The sequence below is a fragment of the Bacillus sp. EB106-04-02-XG92 genome (assembly GCF_058791995.1).
Genome location: NZ_JBYTEA010000007.1, coordinates 160630 through 182302 on the forward strand (window position 1 = coordinate 160630; position 21673 = coordinate 182302).

At 33.9% G+C, this 21673-nt stretch carries 23 protein-coding genes; 18 read left to right on the forward strand and 5 right to left on the reverse strand.

Going from position 1 to position 21673, the window contains the following annotated elements; all coding sequences use genetic code 11:
• The first annotated feature begins 4 nt into the window (after window positions 1-4).
• Window positions 5-478: an SAM-dependent methyltransferase gene (locus tag AC3WVA_RS18985; protein ID WP_071758136.1), complete on the forward strand. Its 474-nt coding sequence runs from the start codon at window positions 5-7 to the stop codon at window positions 476-478.
• A complete protein-coding gene (locus tag AC3WVA_RS18990) occupies window positions 475-915 on the forward strand; it encodes a GNAT family N-acetyltransferase (RefSeq protein WP_088315702.1) in 441 nt (146 codons plus the stop codon). The genes AC3WVA_RS18985 and AC3WVA_RS18990 overlap by 4 nt, the downstream gene beginning before the upstream one ends.
• 53 nt (window positions 916-968) lie before the next feature.
• On the opposite strand, the gene AC3WVA_RS18995 is transcribed toward AC3WVA_RS18990, so the two are convergent.
• Entirely contained in the window at window positions 969-1496 is a 528-nt protein-coding gene (locus tag AC3WVA_RS18995) for an HAD-IIIA family hydrolase (protein WP_417902454.1), read from the reverse strand.
• A gap of 29 nt (window positions 1497-1525) precedes the next feature.
• Window positions 1526-1957: a GNAT family N-acetyltransferase gene (locus AC3WVA_RS19000; RefSeq protein WP_098345793.1), complete on the reverse strand. Its 432-nt coding sequence runs from the start codon at window positions 1955-1957 to the stop codon at window positions 1526-1528.
• A gap of 153 nt (window positions 1958-2110) precedes the next feature.
• Here AC3WVA_RS19000 and AC3WVA_RS19005 point away from each other — a divergent pair, with 153 nt between their 5' ends.
• The 6 genes from AC3WVA_RS19005 to AC3WVA_RS19030 all read left to right on the forward strand — a co-directional run bounded on the left by AC3WVA_RS19005 (window position 2111) and on the right by AC3WVA_RS19030 (window position 6955).
• A complete protein-coding gene (locus tag AC3WVA_RS19005) occupies window positions 2111-2821 on the forward strand; it encodes an ABC transporter ATP-binding protein (protein WP_098520441.1) in 711 nt (236 codons plus the stop codon).
• On the forward strand, window positions 2814-4013 hold the full coding sequence (locus tag AC3WVA_RS19010; protein WP_341013634.1) for an ABC transporter permease: 1200 nt from the start codon (window positions 2814-2816) through the stop codon (window positions 4011-4013). Before AC3WVA_RS19005 ends, AC3WVA_RS19010 begins: the two co-directional genes overlap by 8 nt.
• 282 nt (window positions 4014-4295) lie before the next feature.
• The gene (locus tag AC3WVA_RS19015) at window positions 4296-4883 is read left to right on the forward strand and encodes a YpjP family protein (protein ID WP_098520439.1); all 588 of its coding nucleotides are present in this window, start codon (window positions 4296-4298) and stop codon (window positions 4881-4883) included.
• 107 nt (window positions 4884-4990) lie between these two features.
• Window positions 4991-5626 (forward strand): HAD-IIIA family hydrolase, encoded by a 636-nt coding sequence (locus AC3WVA_RS19020; RefSeq protein WP_141539496.1) that lies wholly within the window; start codon window positions 4991-4993, stop codon window positions 5624-5626.
• A gap of 1 nt (window position 5627) precedes the next feature.
• Window positions 5628-6014, forward strand: coding sequence for a VOC family protein (locus AC3WVA_RS19025; protein ID WP_098520437.1), 387 nt, complete (start codon window positions 5628-5630; stop codon window positions 6012-6014).
• Window positions 6015-6025: 11 nt separating this feature from the next.
• The gene (locus tag AC3WVA_RS19030; protein ID WP_341013633.1) at window positions 6026-6955 is read left to right on the forward strand and encodes an aminoglycoside phosphotransferase family protein; all 930 of its coding nucleotides are present in this window, start codon (window positions 6026-6028) and stop codon (window positions 6953-6955) included.
• A 36-nt stretch (window positions 6956-6991) separates the two neighbouring features.
• Here the strand turns inward: AC3WVA_RS19030 and AC3WVA_RS19035 are convergent, their stop codons facing one another.
• Both AC3WVA_RS19035 and AC3WVA_RS19040 read right to left on the reverse strand, forming a co-directional pair.
• Window positions 6992-8275, reverse strand: coding sequence for a S41 family peptidase (locus tag AC3WVA_RS19035; protein WP_492322097.1), 1284 nt, complete (start codon window positions 8273-8275; stop codon window positions 6992-6994).
• Between the two features lie 114 nt (window positions 8276-8389).
• Window positions 8390-9847 (reverse strand): serine hydrolase, encoded by a 1458-nt coding sequence (locus tag AC3WVA_RS19040; RefSeq protein WP_098520434.1) that lies wholly within the window; start codon window positions 9845-9847, stop codon window positions 8390-8392.
• Between the two features lie 184 nt (window positions 9848-10031).
• Between AC3WVA_RS19040 and AC3WVA_RS19045 the strand changes: the two genes are divergently transcribed.
• The 6 genes from AC3WVA_RS19045 (at window position 10032) to AC3WVA_RS19070 (ending at window position 18011) form a co-directional block, all read left to right on the forward strand.
• Window positions 10032-12614 carry a family 78 glycoside hydrolase catalytic domain gene (locus tag AC3WVA_RS19045; protein ID WP_492322098.1) on the forward strand — a complete coding sequence of 861 codons (2583 nt, stop codon included), beginning with the start codon at window positions 10032-10034 and terminating at the stop codon, window positions 12612-12614.
• Between the two features lie 106 nt (window positions 12615-12720).
• Window positions 12721-13677 (forward strand): thymidylate synthase, encoded by a 957-nt coding sequence (locus tag AC3WVA_RS19050; protein WP_098881048.1) that lies wholly within the window; start codon window positions 12721-12723, stop codon window positions 13675-13677.
• Window positions 13678-13696: 19 nt separating this feature from the next.
• Window positions 13697-14185 carry a dihydrofolate reductase gene (locus AC3WVA_RS19055; protein WP_098345782.1) on the forward strand — a complete coding sequence of 163 codons (489 nt, stop codon included), beginning with the start codon at window positions 13697-13699 and terminating at the stop codon, window positions 14183-14185.
• A 155-nt stretch (window positions 14186-14340) separates the two neighbouring features.
• Window positions 14341-16326: a penicillin-binding protein 3 gene (gene pbpC, locus AC3WVA_RS19060; protein ID WP_492322099.1), complete on the forward strand. Its 1986-nt coding sequence runs from the start codon at window positions 14341-14343 to the stop codon at window positions 16324-16326.
• Window positions 16327-16544: 218 nt separating this feature from the next.
• Window positions 16545-17180 carry an FMN-dependent NADH-azoreductase gene (locus AC3WVA_RS19065; protein ID WP_048528832.1) on the forward strand — a complete coding sequence of 212 codons (636 nt, stop codon included), beginning with the start codon at window positions 16545-16547 and terminating at the stop codon, window positions 17178-17180.
• A gap of 111 nt (window positions 17181-17291) precedes the next feature.
• Window positions 17292-18011, forward strand: coding sequence for a lysophospholipid acyltransferase family protein (locus AC3WVA_RS19070; protein ID WP_098345781.1), 720 nt, complete (start codon window positions 17292-17294; stop codon window positions 18009-18011).
• Window positions 18012-18050: 39 nt separating this feature from the next.
• Here AC3WVA_RS19070 and trhA read toward each other — a convergent pair whose 3' ends face one another.
• Complete coding sequence (gene trhA / locus AC3WVA_RS19075) at window positions 18051-18707, reverse strand: PAQR family membrane homeostasis protein TrhA (RefSeq protein WP_000136894.1); 657 nt, start codon at window positions 18705-18707, stop codon at window positions 18051-18053.
• A 213-nt stretch (window positions 18708-18920) separates the two neighbouring features.
• Between trhA and AC3WVA_RS19080 the strand changes: the two genes are divergently transcribed.
• The 4 genes from AC3WVA_RS19080 to AC3WVA_RS19095 all read left to right on the forward strand — a co-directional run bounded on the left by AC3WVA_RS19080 (window position 18921) and on the right by AC3WVA_RS19095 (window position 21480).
• A complete protein-coding gene (locus AC3WVA_RS19080) occupies window positions 18921-19106 on the forward strand; it encodes a twin-arginine translocase TatA/TatE family subunit (RefSeq protein WP_000492443.1) in 186 nt (61 codons plus the stop codon).
• 42 nt (window positions 19107-19148) lie between these two features.
• Entirely contained in the window at window positions 19149-19892 is a 744-nt protein-coding gene (gene tatC / locus AC3WVA_RS19085) for a twin-arginine translocase subunit TatC (protein WP_098881050.1), read from the forward strand.
• A 341-nt stretch (window positions 19893-20233) separates the two neighbouring features.
• Window positions 20234-20485 (forward strand): DUF2535 family protein, encoded by a 252-nt coding sequence (locus tag AC3WVA_RS19090; protein ID WP_000629012.1) that lies wholly within the window; start codon window positions 20234-20236, stop codon window positions 20483-20485.
• A 152-nt stretch (window positions 20486-20637) separates the two neighbouring features.
• On the forward strand, window positions 20638-21480 hold the full coding sequence (locus AC3WVA_RS19095) for a DegV family protein (protein ID WP_003266758.1): 843 nt from the start codon (window positions 20638-20640) through the stop codon (window positions 21478-21480).
• The last annotated feature ends 193 nt before the right edge of the window (window positions 21481-21673 follow it).

A 21673-nucleotide genomic window follows, 5' to 3' on the forward strand; every position in this document is an offset into this window, starting at 1 on the left:
GCGTATGTTTTCAGTTCAACCAATCGCATTTGTACATAATGAAAGAAAGGAAATAAAAGATGATGAGTGGGGAGAAGTAGGATCCTATATTACTTTAACTGAAATGTATACAGAAGAAAGTATACAAGGGATTGAAGATTTTTCTCATATTGAAGTTGTTTTTTATTTTCATAAAGTAACGGATGAACAAATTCAATATTTTGCTAGACATCCTAGAAATAATAATGATTATCCTAAAGTAGGGATTTTTGCACAGCGCGGGAAAAATCGTCCAAATCGCATAGGAGCAACAATTGTAAAGGTGATCAAAAGAGAAGGTAAATCAATTATTGTTGAGGGGTTAGATGCTATTGATGGCACCCCTATATTGGATATAAAGCCGGTAATGAAAGAGTTTATGCCGAAAGAAGAAATTGTACAGCCTAAATGGGCAACGGATATAATGAAACAGTATTGGAAGGGGAATGGAGTAAAATGAGAATATATGAGGCAACACTTGCAGATTTAGATGGACTAGCATCAGTTTTTAATAACTATCGTATGTTTTATAGACAAGATTCCGATATAGACGGAGCAAAAGTATTTTTGCGAAATCGAATCGAGAGAAAAGAATCCGTTATTTTCGTAGCAGTTGAAGACGGTGAATATATAGGCTTCACACAATTATATCCATCATTTTCTTCCATTTCGATGAAAGAATTATGGATTTTAAATGATCTGTTTGTACAAGCTACTAAGCGCGGGGCAGGAACAGGAAAAAAATTATTAGAAGCGGCTAAAGAATTTGCCTTAGAAAATGGTGCAAAGGGTGTAAAATTACAAACAGAGATCGATAATTTATCAGCACAGCGATTATATGCTGAAAATGGATATTTGAGAGATAATCGTTATTTCCATTATGAATTAACGTTTTAAAAAATCATATAAAAAGAGACGTTTTCACAATGAAAACGTCTCTTTTTATATGATTATAGTTGATTTAAAACCCAATTTGTAGCATCTTCAAAGTTTTCTGCAATGTAGTTTGGCTCAATATGTGCCCATTTGTCTCGGTACGTATGTAAAGCGTCATGTCCAGCGCCTGTTTGAACTAATATCGTCGTCGCATGTACAGTTGCTCCTGCAACGATATCAGTCCAGCGATCACCAATTACAGCGCATTTTGTTAAATCAAGCCCATGTTTTTCTGCTGCTTGTAGCAGCATACCTGTACTTGGTTTACGGCATTCACAACCATCACCGTGTTTGTGAGGACATACGTATATATCATCAAAGCCGAAGCCTTTTAATTCTTGTGCAAAATCAGCAACAGTCGCTATCCCATCTGCGATACCTGGCTGATTTGTGAAAGAGAAAATTTTTATATTTTGAGCTTTTAGTTTTTGCAGAGCTGCTTTTGTAAACGGAAATAATGTAAAAGATCCCGGATAATGTATTGTAGTGTCACCACCAATTGTACCGTCACGATCAATAAAAATAGCTTCGATGTTTGTCATATTTTTAGTCCTTTCCATTTATAAGTAGTTTAAAAATGTTTTACAAATCGATATCCATTCACTTCATATCCTAATTTTTTGTAAAAAGGATGTGCTTCTAATCTTTTTGTTCCACTGACTAGCCATGTGCCGATACAATTATGCTTCTTTGCTAATTGCTCTGCGTAATCCATTAATACTTGCCCAATGCCTTTCCGTCGTATTGTAGAATCAACGCTAATAATTGAAATTTCCCCATAACGAGTTACATCTTCTAAATTTTCACGTATACGAAACCCAAGTAATCCACATATAGTGTCTTCTTCTTCATAAACATATAAAAAATCAAAAGGACTCATTTGTACGAATTGTAATCGGCTGTTCATATCTTCATACGAAATAGAGGAACCTTTTAGTTCTGTTGTTAAAGAGCAAAGTGCATCTATATCGTCTATCGTAGCTTCACGAATTTGAAAAGACATATTATCCACTCCAATTAAATGTAATCAAACATTAAGTATTCTGTTAAAAAATATTTATTCCTGCTATGAAAATAAATATTTTATAATGATATATAGATAGTTATATATTATTCTTTTCCTAGTTTGTATTGGAAATGGAAAGAAGGGGAATGTATGTTAGAAGTAAATATCCGTTCTGCTGGATATGAAATAGATGAAAAAACAATTCATGATATTGCCTTTTCGATTGAGCAAGGCGAATTAGTTGCTCTTATTGGCGCAAATGGTGCCGGGAAAAGTACAACGATTAAAACGATGCTTGGGTTACTTGTAAATGTGAATGGTGAAATATCATTTGGTGAAAAGAAAAATCCGTATGCATACGTGCCCGAACATCCAACTTATTATGATTATTTGACGCTCTGGGAACATATTGAATTATTAATGGCTGCTCGCGAGAACGAAGTAGGAAGCTGGGAAAGGAAAGCGGACGAGTTATTACATATGTTTCGAATGGATAAACATAAACATGATTATTTATCAAAGTTTTCAAAAGGTATGAAACAAAAATCGATGCTCATTTTGGCTTTTTTAACTGAACCAGATTTTTATATCATTGATGAACCTTTTATCGGTTTAGATCCAGTAGCTACGAAAGAGTTTTTAAGTTATTTATATAAAGAAAAAGATCGTGGTGCAGGTATATTACTTTGTACGCACGTATTAGACACAGCTGAAAGAATTTGTGAGAGATTTTTACTTATTTCACAAGGTACATTAGTCGCAGATGGACATTTAGAAGCAATCCAAAAGTTAGCAGAAATGCCAGGGAGTTCATTATTAGACTGTTTTGATGTAATTGTAAGGCGTGAACAACATGATTAAACAACAATTTTATAAAAGATTGCGTCATGAACTGGGGCGCAAATGGAAGTCCATAAGTTCTATAACGGATTGGACAGTTGCGCTATATATTATTATTCCAGCATTTATATTTATGGGGATTTATTATCGTTCACTATGGACGGAAGAATTATCGATGGGAGAGACTGTTTATTTCGGATTAGGTCTACTCGTATTTTATGTGATTACATATGGAAGAGGAGTTCGCTCATTTTTTGAGCAAGCGGATAGTTTATTTTTAATTTCGTATCCCGCTCACATGCAAAAATTAATCCAGTATGGCATGACATATACGTTTATTCGAATAGCAATAACGAATGTAGTAGTTGTTGTTGCGATGTTACCAGTATTGATGAAAAGTATTGGATTGACGAAGATACAAGTAGTATTATTTTGGCTATTCTTTACTGTATTTCGATTTCTGTTGTCGTTATTAACGAGATTTATTCATGTACGTGTGGGGAAACGATGGCTACTATGGATTATAAAAAATGTAATATTTTCTATAAGTCTATCCTTTTTCGGATTGAGTTTGTTTCTTATTTATAAAAATCCATTGTATTCTATACTATGTATCGGTCTAGCAGTTTTTCTAATTATCGTATTGATAAAAGAAAAATTGAGTTATAAAAATTGTTTTTTTAAAGAAGTTGCGAAAGAGAAAGAAGAAAGTATGCGCTGGACGAGTGGGATTATGCAAGTTGGTGGTCATTCAGCTAAACCGAGTAGTTCGAATAAAAAACCGTGGATGTTTCCGCGTTCTAAAAAGTTTTTAGGGAAGAAAAAGGATTCTCGTATTGTTGAATCCTTTTTAAAAGAATTTTTCCGTACAAGTAGTGCACGAATATTTTATATTCAAATTGTATGTATAAGTACTGTAAGTATTATTATGAGTCCGAAGTGGATTGCCGCTATCATTCTTGCATTTGCTTTAGTTGCAATTTCCCGTTATGCGCGCGACTATTGGAATGAATTTACGAAAAAAATGTTTCTTCATTTATATTGTGATGAAGGAAAATTACTATTGTTAAGATGGAAGACAGATCGATATTTATTACTTCCAGTAATCCTTTTATATGGGTTGGTTATCCTTTCTCATTTTTATTTAGTACCAGCTGCAATTGCCGGGATTATTTTTATAGTATGGATTGGTTGGGTTGTATTTTTACCATAAAAAAAGAGCCGGAAAATGGCTCTTTTTCTAATCTGTCACACATTGATAAAGAAAGTATGCTAAAACGAGTATGCTTGCGGCGGAATACATGACATCTAAAGACATATGATCGCCTCCTCATTGTTGTTGTATTTTATTGTATGAAATCTTACAATTTCATATTCAAGTGAAAAATATGTGAACGTTAACAAAATTGTAAAGTGCAAAAATTACAATCATTTTGTATAATAGAAGAAACAACTGTTATATAAAATATAATGAGTGAAAGGGGAGGGAACATACATGCCAAATTGGTTTAGAAAAACCTTAGTCGCCTTAATTACCGTATTTACATTTGGTTTAGTGACGCCTCCTTCCATATTGCTTGATAATGCCAAAGCTGCGGACAAGCCTACGAGCACAGCTGGGCAACAAAATTTGGAGAGTACGTCCTATACATATGAAGAAACGAATGACAGGTTAACCACCGATACTTTTATTACGTATGCAATGCAAGAAGCAGAGAAGCAGTCGATGCAAAAGTTTGGGACTAAAATTGGTCCAGTAATTGAAGATGAATTTAAAGATGTAATATTACCGAAAATTGAAGAGGCAATTGCTGAGCTTGCCAATGATGTACCAGAAGATTCACTACAATCATTAGCGATTTCCCAAAAACCAGCTGGTGGGAATAATGAAAAAATCTTTCACGTTTATGACACGAAATCAGGAAATGACTTATTGCGATTTCATGTAAGGAGAGATCATCCACCGCAAGATGGTTACTATTTTAATTTCCACTATCACCGTTTTGATGATGGGTACTCTGGACACTATGAGTTAGGGAATATTTATTGGAATACGAATGTACCACCAAAGTGGCTTTCTTAAAAAGAACAAGAGAAAATCTTGTTCTTTTTTTATGTGTATAGAAGGGTAAGACAACTACGGTGTTGAATAAGATAGGTTTAGAAAAAAGAAGAAAAGGGAGTATGGGAATGCAAAAATATATTGTTTTTGACTTTGATGGCACATTAGTAGATTCACAAAATATATTTGTACCAATTTATAATCAAATTGCTGAAAAGAACGGATATAAAATGGTAAGGGAAGAAGAAATTGAGTATTTACGTAAATTAACGATGCCAGAGAGATGTAAACAACTCGATATACCATTGTATAAACTACCGATATTAGCACTAGAGTTTTATAAATTGTATCAACCTGCCATAAAAGATCTTATTTTGTTCCATGGGATGAAGGATGTATTAGATGAGTTACATAAAAAAGGCTACGGAATTGCAGTCATATCATCGAACTCAGAAGAGCATATTCGGGCATTTTTACACAATAATGATATAGAAAATATACAAGAAGTATATTGTTCTAAAAATTTGTTCGGTAAAGATAAAATGATAAAAAGATTTTTAAAATCGAAAAAAATAACTGAGAAAGATATGTTATACGTCGGTGACGAACAGCGAGACGTAGCAGCGTGTAAAAAGGCTGGGGTGAATGTAATATGGGTATCTTGGGGGTATGATGTCATTGAAACAGTGAAAAAAGATGCACCAGATTATATGGTAAATACACCGATGGAAATTGTGCAAGTAGTACAAGGGGCGTATTCTTAATATGAATACACTTCGAGTAGGTATTCATCATATTGAATTTTGGGTAGCGAATTTAGAGGAGTCCATTTCTTTTTATGATATGTTATTTTCAATAATTGGATGGAGAAAGTTAAATGAAGTAGCATATAGCACAGGAGAAAGTGAAATATACTTTAAAGAAGTAGATGAGGAAATCGTAAGGACGTTAGGGCCTAGACATATTTGTTATCAAGCTATTCATAGAGAAGTAGTTGATGAAGTAGCAGATTTTCTTTCTAGTACGAAAGTGAAGGTAATACGTGGTCCAATTGAAATGAATCATTATTCGGAAGGTTACTATACGATTGATTTTTACGATCCGAATGGATTTATTGTAGAAGTTGCCTATACACCAAATGCAGAAATGTAAGGGGAATAAAAATGAAAACAATGACAGCATGGCAAAACAATATACAAATAGTAAAAGATGCAGTTAATATTGAAGAAATTTCTAAAGGTTTCTCACCTGATAAGAAATATATAGTTACGACAATTGATAATGAAAAATATTTGTTACGGATTGGCGATTTACAAGAGTATGAAAGAAGGAAGATAGAATTTCAAATTTTAAATGAAATGGTAAAACGTAACGTACAGGCACAAAAGCCGATTGAAATAGGTATATTGAAAGAAGAAGGTGTATATAGTATTTTCTCATATATAGAAGGGGAAGATGCGAAGAAGCTATTGCCTATGTATTCACCAAAAGAACAATATGAAATTGGTATAGAGGCAGGAAAAGATTTAGCAAAAATGCATACATATGAAGCTCCTAATGATATACTTCCATGGTATGAAAGAGCAATGAAAAAGCATCAAAAATATGTAGAGGCATATAAAACATGTGGAATAAAAGTAAAAAATGATGATAAAATCATGAAGTTTATAGATGAAAATGACATATATTTAAAGAATCGCCCAAATCGATTTCAACACGATGATTTTCATTTAGAAAATATAATTGTACGTGATGGGAAATATGTAGGTGTTGTTGATTTTAATGGCTACGACTGGGGCGATCCACTTCATGATTTCGTGAAAATTGCACTATTTGCAAGGGATATTAGTATCCCATACTCAATCGGACAAATAGAAGGATATTTTAATGGTCGAATACCAGAGGAATTCTGGAAATTATATGCAGTGTACGTTGGCATGACAGTGTTCTCATCAGTTGTATGGTCATTACGAGCAGCACCGCATATGTTAGATGATACGTTAGAACGCCTTACTATCGTTTTAGAGGATCATCAAGACTTTGAGCTATCGAAGCCAATTTGGTTTCAACCAGAAAAGATTGAGATGAAATAAAAAAGGTAGGTGTGATTCACATCTACCTTTATTTTTTTACCATTCTTCGTTTTGAAGTAGTTGTAATGCTAACTTTAAATCTACATCTTCTTGTATATGTTCCGGAGTCCATGGGATATGTATATGCGGTTGTATGCCAATGCCGGACATTCCTTCACCTTTATCTATAGTAGAAAGTCGTGAAGTCGGGTAGTAAAGAGCGAATGTATCTGCCCATTCCATTACGGCTAAATTAGAATAATCATTTAAACCAGCAGTTGGACGACCTATTACTTTTACTTTTAATGATTTTTTGGCAACTTCTACAAAAGAATCACCAGAACTTCCACATGTAACATCTGTTAATAGAACTACTCTACTAGGTGATTTTCTTCCGTGTATTTTTAATAATTGAAGTTCTTTTGGTAACCCAGAAGTATCAAATGTAACGAATCCTTTTTTATAATTCTTTTTTAAATCTTGAATAAATATATCTGTGAATAATTTGGAAAGTTCGTCTAAAGAATCATAATCTTCCCTTTCGATGTCTTTCATACGCAAATGAAAGTTTCGTTCTGTATGATTTAATTGCATTGTATCTGAAGAATCTAAAAGGAAAATCTCTTTGTCTTCGAATAAGTAAGGAAGTAATTTGAAAAATGCATCATCACTCCCGCCACGATTCAATCGCACATCTATTATTAAATTCGGAAAAGTATTAAGTTCATCTTTATGTGAGTCTAATAATTTATTAATAGCTTCAGTATTTGCGAAATCCGTCAAAGTAATTAAGAGTGTATCTTCATTATGCTGTTTAATTGAATAAATAGGCGTGCATTCGTTTTGTTTATATTTTTGTAAAGTAATGGTCTCGGTTACGCCATTTTCATTTATAAGTGTACAATTTGACGATTTTAATAAAACATAATCCCATTTTTCTCGTTCATATGTAGTTTCGTTTAAATACTTTTTATATTTTATTAATAGCTCAGGAATTTTCATATTATCTAATGCTAGTATAGACTGTCCTTTTTTCACTCTTATTTCTTGTGAAGTGGATGTAATATATAGGAAATCCTCGTATCTTTTCACTTGGAAACCAACACTGTTAAGAGGTGGATTGTTAGACTGCATTTTGAAAAACATATGATTATCTTTAAAATCTAGTAAGTAATCACTTACAATTTCAGTGAAATGAACCGGTGTCAGTTCTCCTTGTTTCTCTAATTTCTCGATTGTTTGTAAATAAGTAATAGGATTGTCCCATCCTTTCTTATCTATACAGGCTGAATAATCATGATGAGTAATCGAAACAACTTCTTTGAAAATTTCTGTGTACATTGCTTTTCCTCCTGGCAATTGAATTAGTTGAATAATAGAATTCTGTATTCTTTACGTATTATCCTTTTTTAGATAGAGAAAAGAGGGATGTGTTATCATCCCTCTATTAAAAATTTATTTAATTTTCTTAAATACAAGTGGCTGCGTACTTAACATAGCTGGTACATGTAACTGAAGGGATGGGAATTCACCACTCACATTCATTTCATAAGCAAATAATAAATTCATTTTCATTTGGAATAAGTCAACTGTAGCAGAGAATATGTCGTAATGATGATGCGCTAATTGAATATCCATCTCCATAAATTGTACATGTAAGGAATCTTCTCGTTTGTAAACTTGTAATGTCCCATAAGCGGGATGTTCAAAAGTACCAGTGTAGTCCTCTAACTTGTGAGAAGGTGTAGTCCCTTTCATTTGTTCAGGAATGGATTCAGTTGCTTCTTTCATCATTTCTTTCATTTTTTCAGTATCTTCTACAGCACGTTTATGCCAATCAATGGATTCTAATTCAAGTAGTTCGTCATAAATTTGATTAGCGAGATAAGTAGGAAGTAATGTGCCTCCAGCATTCGTTAAAATGACAAGGCCTATGTTTTCATTTGGTATGAATGAAACAAGTGCTGAAAATCCATCAATATTACCGCCATGGTGAATCACCTTATTACCACGATAAGCGCTAATAAACCAACCAAGGCCGTAACTATTTAATGGAGATTCAGGAAGTGATAAAACTGGTTGATCTGGAATGGAATTATGTGGTGTATACATTTGTTGTAATAATTCAGAGGAGATTAATTCGTGATCTCCAAATTTACCTTTGTTTAAGTGAAGAAGTACCCAATTTGCCATATCTTCAATTGTAGAATTAATACATCCAGCAGCGCCGACTGTATCGATGTTACGGAATGGAACTTCTTTTATTTCACCTTCATTTTCAATGTAAGGTAAAGCAAAATCATCTGTAGTTTGTGAATCTGTTACAGAGAAATTTGTATGTCTCATATTTAAAGGTTCTAAAATATGTTCTGTAGCGTATTGTTCCCACGTTTGATTTGTAATGTTTTCAACAATGTAGCTAATTGTTGCATACATTAAGTTGTTATAAAGAAATGCTGTGCGGAACGGTGCATCAAGTTGTAAATGTTTTATTTTTTCAACGAGATCTTTTCGAGATAAGGAAGAGCTGTACCAAAGAGCCTCATGACGACTAACCCCAGTGCGATGGGAAGCCAAATCTCGTGCTGTAACTTGTGAGCTAGCAAGTAGTTCAGATAAAGAGAAGTTAGGTATATAAGACTGGACAGGAGTATCCCAATTAAACTTTTTTTGCTGTGCTAATAAACTTAATGAAAGTGTGCCAAAAGCTTTCGTTGAGGAACCAATTGCGAACCGAGTATTCGGTGTAACAGGCTCTTTAGTCTCTATATTACGATAGCCGAAACCTTCTGAAATAATAACTTCACCGTCTTTTATAATAGCTACAGCAGCTCCAGGAACGTTTAAATCCTTCATCATGTTTTCAACCGTTGTTTGTAAAGAAGTCATAACAGGCGTTTCAATTTTAGACATACTTCTAACCTCCAAATATAAATTTTGTTCTACCGCACTATACTTTCGGTAATAGAAAATAAAAACCTTTATAAATGTGGAAAGTTAATAATTTTGTAAGAATGAATAAAATTATTATTTATTTAGAATTTTATTTTTATTATAATTAATTTAAATTAAGAAATAGAAAAGATGGTGAAGAAGTGTGCTAACAATAAAGAGGGTGCTTTGCGATAATAAAAAAAATCCAATTGGTATAGATTCAAAAGTTGTTACATTGAGTTGGCAACTTGAGTCGAGTAACCGAAATGTAAAACAACTTGCTTATCAATTGCAGGTTGCGAAGGATAGAGATTTTGAAATTATAATGTTTGATTCCCGAAAAGTAGAAACGGATCAAAGTTTACATATACCAATCAATTCATTTTCATACAGAGCAGAAACGCGTTATTTTTACCGAGTAAAGGTATGGGATAATTACCGAGAAGAATCACCCTGGTCAGAAGTAGCATTTTGGGAGACTGGATTACAAGGGCAAGATAACTGGAGCGGAAACTGGATTGCCGCGAAAAAAGAGCTAACGCAAGTTATGTCTTTTCATAAAAGCTTTTCTATTAAAAAATTAGTTAAAAAAGCACGTTTATATATCACAAGCTTAGGATTATACGAGTCTTCTATAAATGGTGAGCGTATTGGAGATTGTTATTTTACTCCTGGTTGGACAAGTTATGATAAGAGAATATTGTATCAAACGTACGATATAACGCATGTATTAAAGATTGGGCAAAATGATATTTCTGTACTGGTAGGTAACGGCTGGTATAAAGGGCCGATTACTATGCATCATGTGCGTAATTATTATGGGAAAAGACGAGCAATAATTGCTCAATTACATATAACGTATGAAGATGGAACGAAAGAAAAAATTGTAACGGATGAAACATGGAAGTTAACTTCAAGCCCAATTTTGTACTCAGAAATTTATGAAGGTGAAGTATACGATGCTAGGCTTGAAGAAAGTAGGCAAGAGCTAGAAGATATTGAAATAATTGAGTATTCCAAACAAATAATTGTTGCACAAGAAAATAAAGCGATTCGCAAAATGAAAATAATAAAACCAATTGCTATTTCAAAACTATCAAATCATGAATGGCTTATTGATATGGGACAAAATATGGTAGGATGGATGCGTTTTACAGTTCATCATGTTTATATTGGACAAAAGATTGAATTGCATCATGCTGAAATATTAAATAAAGACGGTAGTTTTTATACTGGTAATCTCCGAAAGGCAAAACAAAAGATAGTGTATATAGCAAAAGGAGAAGAGGAGGAAACGTTTGAACCTCATTTTACATATCAAGGCTTTAGGTATGTAAAAATAAGTGGGTTAACCCAGCCGCCTCAAATAGTAGATTTTGAAGGGGTTGTACTGCATACAGATATGGAAAAAGCGACTGAATTTGAAACGTCTAATCCATTAATTAATCAACTTCATCATAACGTGGAATGGTCTCAAAGAGGGAACTTTTTTGATGTACCAACAGATTGTCCGCAGCGGGACGATCGGCTCGGATGGACTGGAGATGCACAAATGTTCATTGGAACAGCTACGCAAATTATGGATGTACAATTGTTCTTTAAAAAGTGGCTCCAAGATTTATCACTAGACCAAAATAAAAACGGAGCTGTGCCTTTAGTTATACCAGATGCGTTTGGGAAAAGAGCAGATTTTGATCTGGATACTTCCGGTGGTTGGGGTGATGCAGCAATTATTTGTCCGTGGGTTCATTATTTGCATTACGGAGATGTATCAATTTTAAAAGAACAATATGACAGTATGAAGAAGTATATAGATTACATACGTTCACAAGGTGAGAACGAGTATTTATGGGATACAGGCTATCATTTAGGCGATTGGCTTGCATTAGATACGAAACCCGATATATATGAAGGTGGAACAGACAAGCATTTTATTGCGACGGCTTTTTATGCATATTCAACATCGCTTGTACAAAAAATTGCTGAGATTTTAGGTGAACAAACAGATGCTACGTTTTATAAAGAATTACATGCAAATATTGTTCAAGCGTTTCAAAATGAATTCGTTACACCAAATGGTAGGTTAAGTTCGAATACACAAACAGCCCACATATTAGTACTTCTTTTTGAATTAGTGAAAGATGATGTGAAGGAGAAAGTATTTATTCGGTTAATTGAGCTTTTAAAAGAAAGTAAAAATCATGTAACAACTGGTTTTATAGGAACACCTTATTTAAATTTAATATTAAGCAAGTTTAACCGTCATGACCTTGCTTGTAAGCTTCTATTTCATGAAGATTATCCATCATGGTTATACCAAGTGAAAAAAGGTGCCACAACGATTTGGGAACATTGGGATGGCGTGAAAGAGGATGGAACACTTTGGAATGATAGTATGAATTCGTACAATCATTACGCATATGGCTCTATCGTTGAATGGATATACCGATATATCGTTGGATTAGAAGTGGATGAAGCCAAACCTGCATATAAACATTTTTATATACAACCACATTTTGATTCGAATTTAGAATGGATGAAAGTAAAACGTGAGACAGCTTATGGAGAAATCAAGATTGAGTGGAGTTTAGAAAAGGAACAAGCCTTTTTACATATTTCTGTACCACCTAATACGAGCGCTACATTACGGATGGACGAAATAAGTTGGAAATCGGAACATAACATTGAAAGGGATTTAGGGTCAGGGGATTATATATTTACATTTTGTAAAAATATATGGAAGTAGAATTCAGTTTATATAGAAATATTTTTTATTGAGTTGAATTATTAAATTAACTGTTTTTCGTGTTATGATAAATTGCATATAAGATTGAAAGAAGGTTTTACTACATATGAAACATGCTGAAAATGAATACTTAAATTTATGCCGCCATGTAATGGAACATGGTACGAAGAAAGAAGATCGTACAGGGACAGGCACTGTGTCTGTATTTGGCTATCAAATGCGTTTTGATCTAAGTAAAGGTTTTCCTTTATTAACGACAAAGAGAGTGCCGTTTCGCCTTGTAGCAAGTGAGTTGCTTTGGTTTATGAAAGGTGATACAAATATTCGTTATTTATTGCAGCATAATAATAATATTTGGAATGAATGGGCATTTAAGAGCTGGGTAGAAAGTGACGAATATACTGGTCCTGACATGACCGATTTCGGTCTTCGCTCACAACAAGATGAGGAATTTAAAGTACAGTACGATGAGCAAATGGAATTGTTTAAAAATAACGTTTTAGAAGATGATGATTTCTCAAATAAATATGGTTATTTAGGAGACGTATACGGTAAGCAGTGGCGTGCCTGGAAAACGACAGCTGGTGAGACGCTTGACCAATTAAAAGATGTAATTGAAATGATTAAAAAAACACCAGACTCACGTCGTCTAATTGTATCTGCTTGGAATCCTGAAGATGTACCAAGTATGGCATTACCACCTTGTCATACGCTATTCCAGTTTTATGTAGCAGACGGTAAACTTTCTTGTCAGCTATATCAAAGAAGTGGTGATATATTCCTTGGAATTCCATTTAACATTGCAAGTTACTCGCTATTAACACATTTAATTGCACATGAATGCGGACTTGAAGTGGGAGAATTTGTTCATACAATTGGAGATGCACACATTTATACGAATCATTTTGAGCAAGTAGAAAAGCAATTGGCACGTGAACCACGTCCGTTCCCGGAACTTACATTAAATCCAGATGTAAAATCTGTGTTTGATTTTGAAATGGAAGATTTAACGATTGAGGGATATGATCCACACCCAGCAATTAAAGCACCGGTTGCAGTGTAATTGTAGAGGAGATGAAAAGATGATAGTTTCATTTATGGTCGCAATGGACGAGAATAGAGTAATTGGTAAAGATAATAATTTGCCTTGGCGTTTACCGAGTGAATTACAATATGTAAAGAAAACAACAATGGGTCATTCGCTTATTATGGGAAGAAAAAACTATGAAGCGATTGGTAGACCACTGCCTGGAAGACGTAATATTATTGTAACTCGTAATGAAGGGTATCATGTTGAAGGCTGTGAAGTAGCACATTCTGTAGAAGAAGTGTTTGAGCTATGCAAAAATGAAGAAGAGATTTTTATTTTTGGCGGAGCGCAAATTTATGATCTCTTTTTACCTTACGTAGACAAGTTATATATAACAAAAATCCATCATGCATTTGAAGGAGATACATTCTTCCCAGAAATCGATATGGCAAATTGGAAAGAAATTTTTGTTGAAAAAGGTTTAACGGATGAAAAAAATCCGTATACGTACTATTATCATGTATATGAAAAGCGACAATAATAATAGAGATTGATGTGAATATTCACATCAATCTTTTTATTTATATCCATCAATATTGGTTTATAGATGAGATTCGATAGTGCTATAATGAATGGTAGCATGTAAAAATGCTAAAATTTTCAAGAGTATTAAGATAGAAAGAGGAGGAGAATCAATTGAGAAAGATATGGGGGATTCTTTTTCTTTGCTTAACATTCATGTTAGTCGGATGTGGTAAAGAAGAAAAACCACAACAAGCATTTGATACATATGCAAAAGCATGGAATAAACAAAAATTTGCAGAAATGTATGATCAATTATCAGAAAAGGCAAAAAAAGATATTTCAAAGAAAGAATTCACTGAGAAATATGAAAAAATTTATGCTGGTATTGAAGTGAAAGATCTAAAAGTAGAAACAGGGGAAGTAAAAGAAGAAAAAAAAGATGAAGGTCCTGTTCCTTTTAAAGTAAGCATGGATACAGTGGGTGGAAAAATCACTTTCGGCCATGAAGCAAAGATGGTGAAAGAAAAAGATGGAGATAAAGAATCTTGGAAAGTAGATTGGACTCCTGATTTTATATTCCCAGGTATGACAAAAGATAGTAAAGTGCGTATGCAAACGACAGAGCCAAAACGTGGTGAGATATACGATCGTAATGGAAAAGGTCTTGCAACGAATGGGAAAGCTTCCGAAATTGGAATAGTTCCAGAAAAATTAGACGATACTGCTCCGCAAACGAAAGAGACAGTAGCGAAGTTATTAAACATGTCTGTCGAAGAAATTGATCAAAAACTAGCTGCTAAATGGGTAAAACCAAATTATCTTGTACCAATTGGAATTTTGCCTGAAGGGGCAACGCAAAATACGTACATTGATTTAGCAGGTGTTTCAACAAAACCAGTAAATGTTCGTACATATCCGTTAGGGGAAGCTGCAGCACATCTTACTGGTTATATTGGAAAAGTGAATGCTGAAGATTTAAAAACACTACAAAAGAAAGGCTATCAAGCAGATGATCCAGTAGGTAAAGCTGGTTTAGAACAAGTACTGGAAGAAAAGCTACGTGGTAAAAAAGGCGGCCGTGTCTTTGTAGAAGATGCACAAGGGAAAGAAATTAAAAATTTAGCAAAAACAGATGCTGTTGATGGGGAAAATGTAACTTTAACGATTGATAGTGCTGTTCAAGAAAAAACTTATAATGAAATGAAAGGCGAGGCGGGTTCAAGTGCGGCAATTAATCCGAAAAGTGGAGAAACACTTGCACTTGTAAGTAGCCCAGCATATGATCCCAACATAATTGCAAGAGGGACATCAAAAGCACAACGTGAAGCGTGGAATAATGATCCGAAAAAACCGATGACGAATCGATTTACACAATTATCAGTTCCAGGATCTGTATTTAAGCCGATTACAGCTGCTATCGGTCTTGAAACGAAAACAATTGATCCAAAAGAAGAGTTGAAAATTGAAGGATTAAAATGGACAAAAGATTCTTCTTGGGGTAATTATTATGTAACACGTGTAAAAGATGCAAATCCAATTGATTTTGATAAAGCAATGAAATACTCGGATAATATTTATTTTGCGCAAGAGGCTTTGAAAATCGGAAAAGATAAATTTATGAGTGAAGCGAAAAAGTTCGGATTCGATGAGAAATTACCAATTGAATATGGATTCCCAGCTTCTAAAATCGCAAATGATGGTATTAAAAATGATATTCAAATGGCAGACACAGGTTATGGACAAGGGCAAGTATTAATGACTCCACTCCATCTAGCATTAACGTACGCACCAATTGTTAATGATGGAAACATACCTTCTCCATATATTATTAAAACAGATAAGCAACCAAAAGTTTGGAAAGAGAATGTCATTTCAAAAGGCAATCAGGATATATTAAAAACTGCTATGACGAAAGTAATTAATGATCCAGATGGTACTGGGAAAATTGCTAAAATTGATGGAATGACTCTTGCTGGAAAAACAGGTACAGCGGAATTAAAAGTATCAAAAGAGGCCGAAGGAAAAGAACTAGGTTGGTTCGCTGCATTTGATTTAAATTCACCAGATATGGTCATTACGATGATGATTGAAGATGTAAAAGGTAGAGGAGGAAGTAACATTCCTGCTGAAAAAGTGAAACATATTTTTCAAAAATAGAAATTGAGGAAAACTATCTCCATGAAAAGTGGAGGTAGTTTTTTTGTTTTACGAAAAATGTATTGTAGACATTAATTATTAACTTACGAAAAAAAAGTAGCTATTTTTTATTGACATTAATCATAACTTTTTGTATTATACTTACATAAGGTAAGTTATTTACTTTCAAATTATAAATCTCAAATTAAAGATAAAACGTAAAAAAGGGAGAGACTACAATGACAAAAGTACTATTTATTACAGCAAATCCAAATTCAGCAGAAGGTTCTTTCGGAATGGCAGTAGGGGAAGCTTTCATCGAAGCTTACAAAAATGAACATCCACAAGATGAAGTGGTAACAATTGATTTATTCAACACTACAGTACCAGCAATTGATGCAGATGTATTTGCTGCTTGGGGTAAATTTGCAGCAGGTGAAGGATTTGAAGCTTTAACTGAAGTTCAACAACAAAAAGTAGCAGCAATGAACACAAACTTAGAAACATTTATGCATGCAGATCGTTATGTATTCGTAACTCCAATGTGGAACTTTAGCTATCCACCAGTAGTAAAAGCATACTTAGATAACTTAGCAATCGCAGGTAAAACATTCAAGTATACTGAAAATGGCCCAGTTGGCTTATTAGAAGGCAAAAAAGCACTTCACATTCAAGCAACAGGTGGCGTTTATTCTGAAGGAGCATATGCAGCTGTAGACTTCGGCCGCAATCACTTAAAAACAGTATTAGGATTCATTGGTGTAAATGAAACTGAATATATTGCAGTTGAAGGTATGAATGCAAATCCTGAAAAAGCACAAGAAATTAAAGAAGCAGCAATTGCTAATGCTCGTGAATTAGCAAAACGTTTCTAATATAGAATGCTTAAAAATGTCCAAACACTTGCTGTTTGGACATTTTTTCTTCTTTTTCCTTCGTTTGTCTAGTATAATGAAGGTCGGAATGATAATAGGTGGGGGTTCTGTATGATTCAAACGTTTTTTAAAATCTTTTATTTAATTTTAATCGTAATTGCGATTACACCGAGAATGTGGCGTCTGAAAAAGCAAGTAAATACGATGTCGCCACAAGAAAAAGATAATGCTGTGTATAAAACGACAAATTGGTTTGGTAAGAAAATGGTACAAGTTGCTGGTGGGGCAGTTGAAGTAAAGGGACTTGAAAATGTTCCGAAAGACAAACCAGTACTAGTTGTAAGTAATCACCAGAGTAATATGGATATCCCTGTTTTACTAGGTTACTTAAATAAACCAATTGGATTCGTTTCAAAAGCAGAGATTAAAAAGTTCCCAGTTGTACCAACATGGATGGAACTTATGAATTGTGTATTTATGGATCGTAGCGATCGTCGTCAATCACTTCAAGCGATTAAAGATGGAATCGAGCTATTAAAGAATGGACATTCTATCGTAATTTTCCCAGAAGGGACAAGAAGTAAAGGTGGCGAAATTGGAGAGTTTAAGGCTGGGAGTTTTCACCTTGCAGTAAAATCTGGTGTAGCAATCTTACCTGTAACATTAGATGGGACATATAAAATGTTTGAAGCGAATGGAAACCGTATGAAACGAGCTCATGCAACAGTAACAATTTCTAAGCCGATTACACCTGAAGAGTATGCGAATATGGATATTAAAGAGTTAACGAAGTATACACAAGATGTTATCGCATCACAATTACATAAGTAGTCAAAAAAGGTTTCAGCTTATATAAGCTGAAACCTTTTTTTATGCTGTAGGTAAGACGTAAAAGAGTACGCAGAAAAACATCATCGCACTACCACCTAAAACGAAAAGGTGCCAAATGGCATGGTTGAAAGGAAGCTTTTCCCAAAGGAAGAATATAGCCCCTACTGAATATAAAATTCCGCCCGCTAAAAGTAGTGAAAAACCGTGCCCAGTCAGATTTTCATAAAGTGGTTTAATTGCAACGATTATGAGCCAACCCATGATGATATAACATAATGTTGATGCTTTAATAAAGCGGCGTACAAAGAAAATTTTGAAGATGATACCTCCGATTGCTAGTGTCCATATTATAGCGAGTAACGTCCAGCCTAATGGTCCACGAAGCGTAATAAGTAAAAAAGGAGTATATGTGCCAGCGATTAATAAATAAATGGCTGAGTGGTCTAGTATAGTAAATAATTTTTCTACTTTTGGATGGTGGATGCTATGTAACAATGTCGAAAATAAATACAGTAAGAACATGCTTACACCATAAACCGTAAATGCAACAACAGCAGATGCGGTACCATGCTTAGAGGCATGAATAATCAATATGATTAAGGCAGGGATGCTTAAAATGGCACCGATACCATGTGTAATTGCATTTGCAATTTCTTCTTTCACAAATTGCGTCATTCGTGTCATTTTTTCAGTCATAATGGTAATCCTTTCTACTATCATAAAATAATATGTCGTTTCCCTTACCATATCATACACAAGAGCAATAGAAAATGAAATTTGTATAATTGATTATATTTTTGAATTTTTTTGACAAAAGACAATGGTTTTGTTGACGTTTTCAAACTTTTTTGACAAAATAAAATTATGCAATAGTAGGACAAGGAATCTACTAATAAAGGGGATGGAGAAATGTTTTCAAATATTGGCTTTCCAGGATTAATTTTAATTTTAGTAGCTGTACTTATTTTATTTGGGCCGAAAAAATTGCCGGAAATCGGAAAGGCTTTAGGGGAAACGTTAAAAGAATTTAAAAAATCAACGAAAGAATTGACTGATGATGCATTTCAAGAGAAGGAAAAGAAAGAAAAAATGTAATAAATTTTCCTTGTAATGGATAAATAAAGTGTGGTGAACGAGATGGAAGATCGGGAAATGAGCGTAGTAGAACATATAGTTGAACTTCGCAAACGAGTAATATATACAGTGCTATCCTTTGTACTATTTTTAATTGTTGGGTTTACTTTTACGAAGGATATTTATTTTTGGCTTGTAAAAGATTTACCAATGAAATTAACTGTTCTCGGTCCAAGTGATGTATTGTGGATTTTTTTCTCGATTGCTACAGTATTTGCTATCGTTTGTACAATTCCTTTTGCTGCTATACAAATTTGGCTATTTGTAAAACCGGGTTTACATCCAAATGAACAAAAGATGACAGTATTGTATATACCGGTATTGTCTATATTATTTATTGCAGGTTTATGTTTTGGATATTTCGTTGTAATGCCGTTTTTATTTCATTTTTTAACTACGATAGGTAATGAAATGTTTAATACGATGTTTACGACGGAAAAGTATTTTCATTTTGTTCTTAATTTAACAGTTCCATTTGCTGTAATTTTTGAATTGCCTGTAGTTGTCATGTTTTTAACGAGTATTGGAATATTGACGGCGGAATTTCTAATAAAAATAAGAAGGTATGCTTACGTAGCATTGATTATCATTGCCTCGTGTATATCACCGCCAGATTTTTTATCTCATAGTTTAGTTGCGGTACCACTTATTTGTATTTATGAAATTAGTATTGCTTTATCAAAGATTGTTAGTAAGCGAAAAGAGAAAAGAGAAGAAGAAATCCAGTCGAAAAGTGCCTCGTTATAAAGGCACTTTTTTTATTTATTTGTTATACTCTAGCTATAAACGTATACAATATAGAGAAGAAAAAAATTATAGAATCTCCAAAATTTAGACAAACTTTGCGCTTTTATAAGTTTATACTGAATATATTAAGCAATATACGGATAACGAGTCCTCGTCTTATTAGAAATTTAGGATGGGGGATGGATTAGGTGGAGATGAATAGAGTATAAATCTTCTAGCCATAAGAACTACAGAGATTGTCTAAGGATACTTTTGTATTCACAGGAGTCTCCACTTTAAACAACGTGTTACAGCGTAAAGTAGAAGAAGTTCAAAATCCAATGAAAAAGAGGATTGATATTGTGATTACGAAAAGTTTTTATTTCACTCATTCAACAGGGGATTGTATTAAAATATTTGAAATCCCTGTTCTACAGGCGCAGCATCCATTGTCGTTTCTAATTCAGTCTCGTCTTCAATTATTTATTGCAAAAATTCAAAAACAAAAACACCCAAGATTTTCGTATTCTTTCCGTGAATATTTACAAAATTGTTTGAAGTGGAATGATTATTTAAATGTATATAAAACAAATACTCTTGAAAAAAATGCATGATATAGAGTGTGGACAGGGTTAGGAGCTCTGTCTTTTTCATTTTAGGTATAAAAATATAATTAATTTGATTAAATTTCGTTCCAAATTGTTGAAAGCAATGGGAATACTAGTATAATAACAGGGAGAGCGTATTGGAAAGGGAAGAATATAATATGCAAAAAATTAAAATTGTAACAGATTCAACGGCAGATTTATCACAAGAGGTAATTGAGAAGTATGACATTCATGTTTTACCATTATCAATCTCTGTAAATGGACAAACATATTTAGATCGCGTTGATCTACAACCGGATGAATTTATTGAAGAAATGATTAAATCAGAAGAACTACCAAAAACATCACAACCAGCAATGGGTACATTTGTAGAAATGTATGACAAGTTAGGTGAAGATGGAAGTGAAGTACTTTCCATTCATATGACTAGTGGAATGAGTGGTACTGTGGCAACTGCAAATAGTGCTGCATCAATGACCGATACAAAAGTAACAGTTGTTGATTCGCAATTTATTACACATGCTTTAGCATATCAAGTAGTTGAAGCTGCGAAAATGGCAAATGAAGGACGCTCACTAGAAGAAATTTTAAAACGTGTAGATGAAGTGAGAAAGAATACTCGTTTATATGTAGTAGTAGATACATTAGAAAACTTAGTGAAGGGTGGGCGTATCGGTAAAGGAAAAGCGTTTATCGGTTCACTACTTAATATAAAGCCAATTGCTAGCCTTGAAGATGGTGTTTATAACCCTGTAACGAAAGTGCGTAGCCAAGGTCAAATTGTAAAAACGTTAGCTAAGTTATTTGAGGAAGATACAGCTGGAAAAGTGGTAAAAGCTGTTGCAATTCCACATGCGAAAGCAATTCCGTTAGCTGAAAATGTAAAAGCGGCTGTTGAAAAGGTGAGTGGATTTGCTCAATCAGAAATTTTCTTTACAACGCCTATTATTAGTACTCATACAGGTCCAGGTGCAATCGGATTTATGTATTTAGCAGAGTAATAAAAAAGCTACTTGAAATATATTTTCAAGTAGCTTTTTTATCTCGCTATTTACGGACAGTAGGACTCCCTACATAAAGAAAAGAAGTTACGCGGGAGATTAACGGTCCGTAAATGCCCGATTGGTGTGAGCTAATAATCAGTGGGGGATGAAGCCCCACTGATTAAAGCTTCACTTTATGTGAATAGAAAGT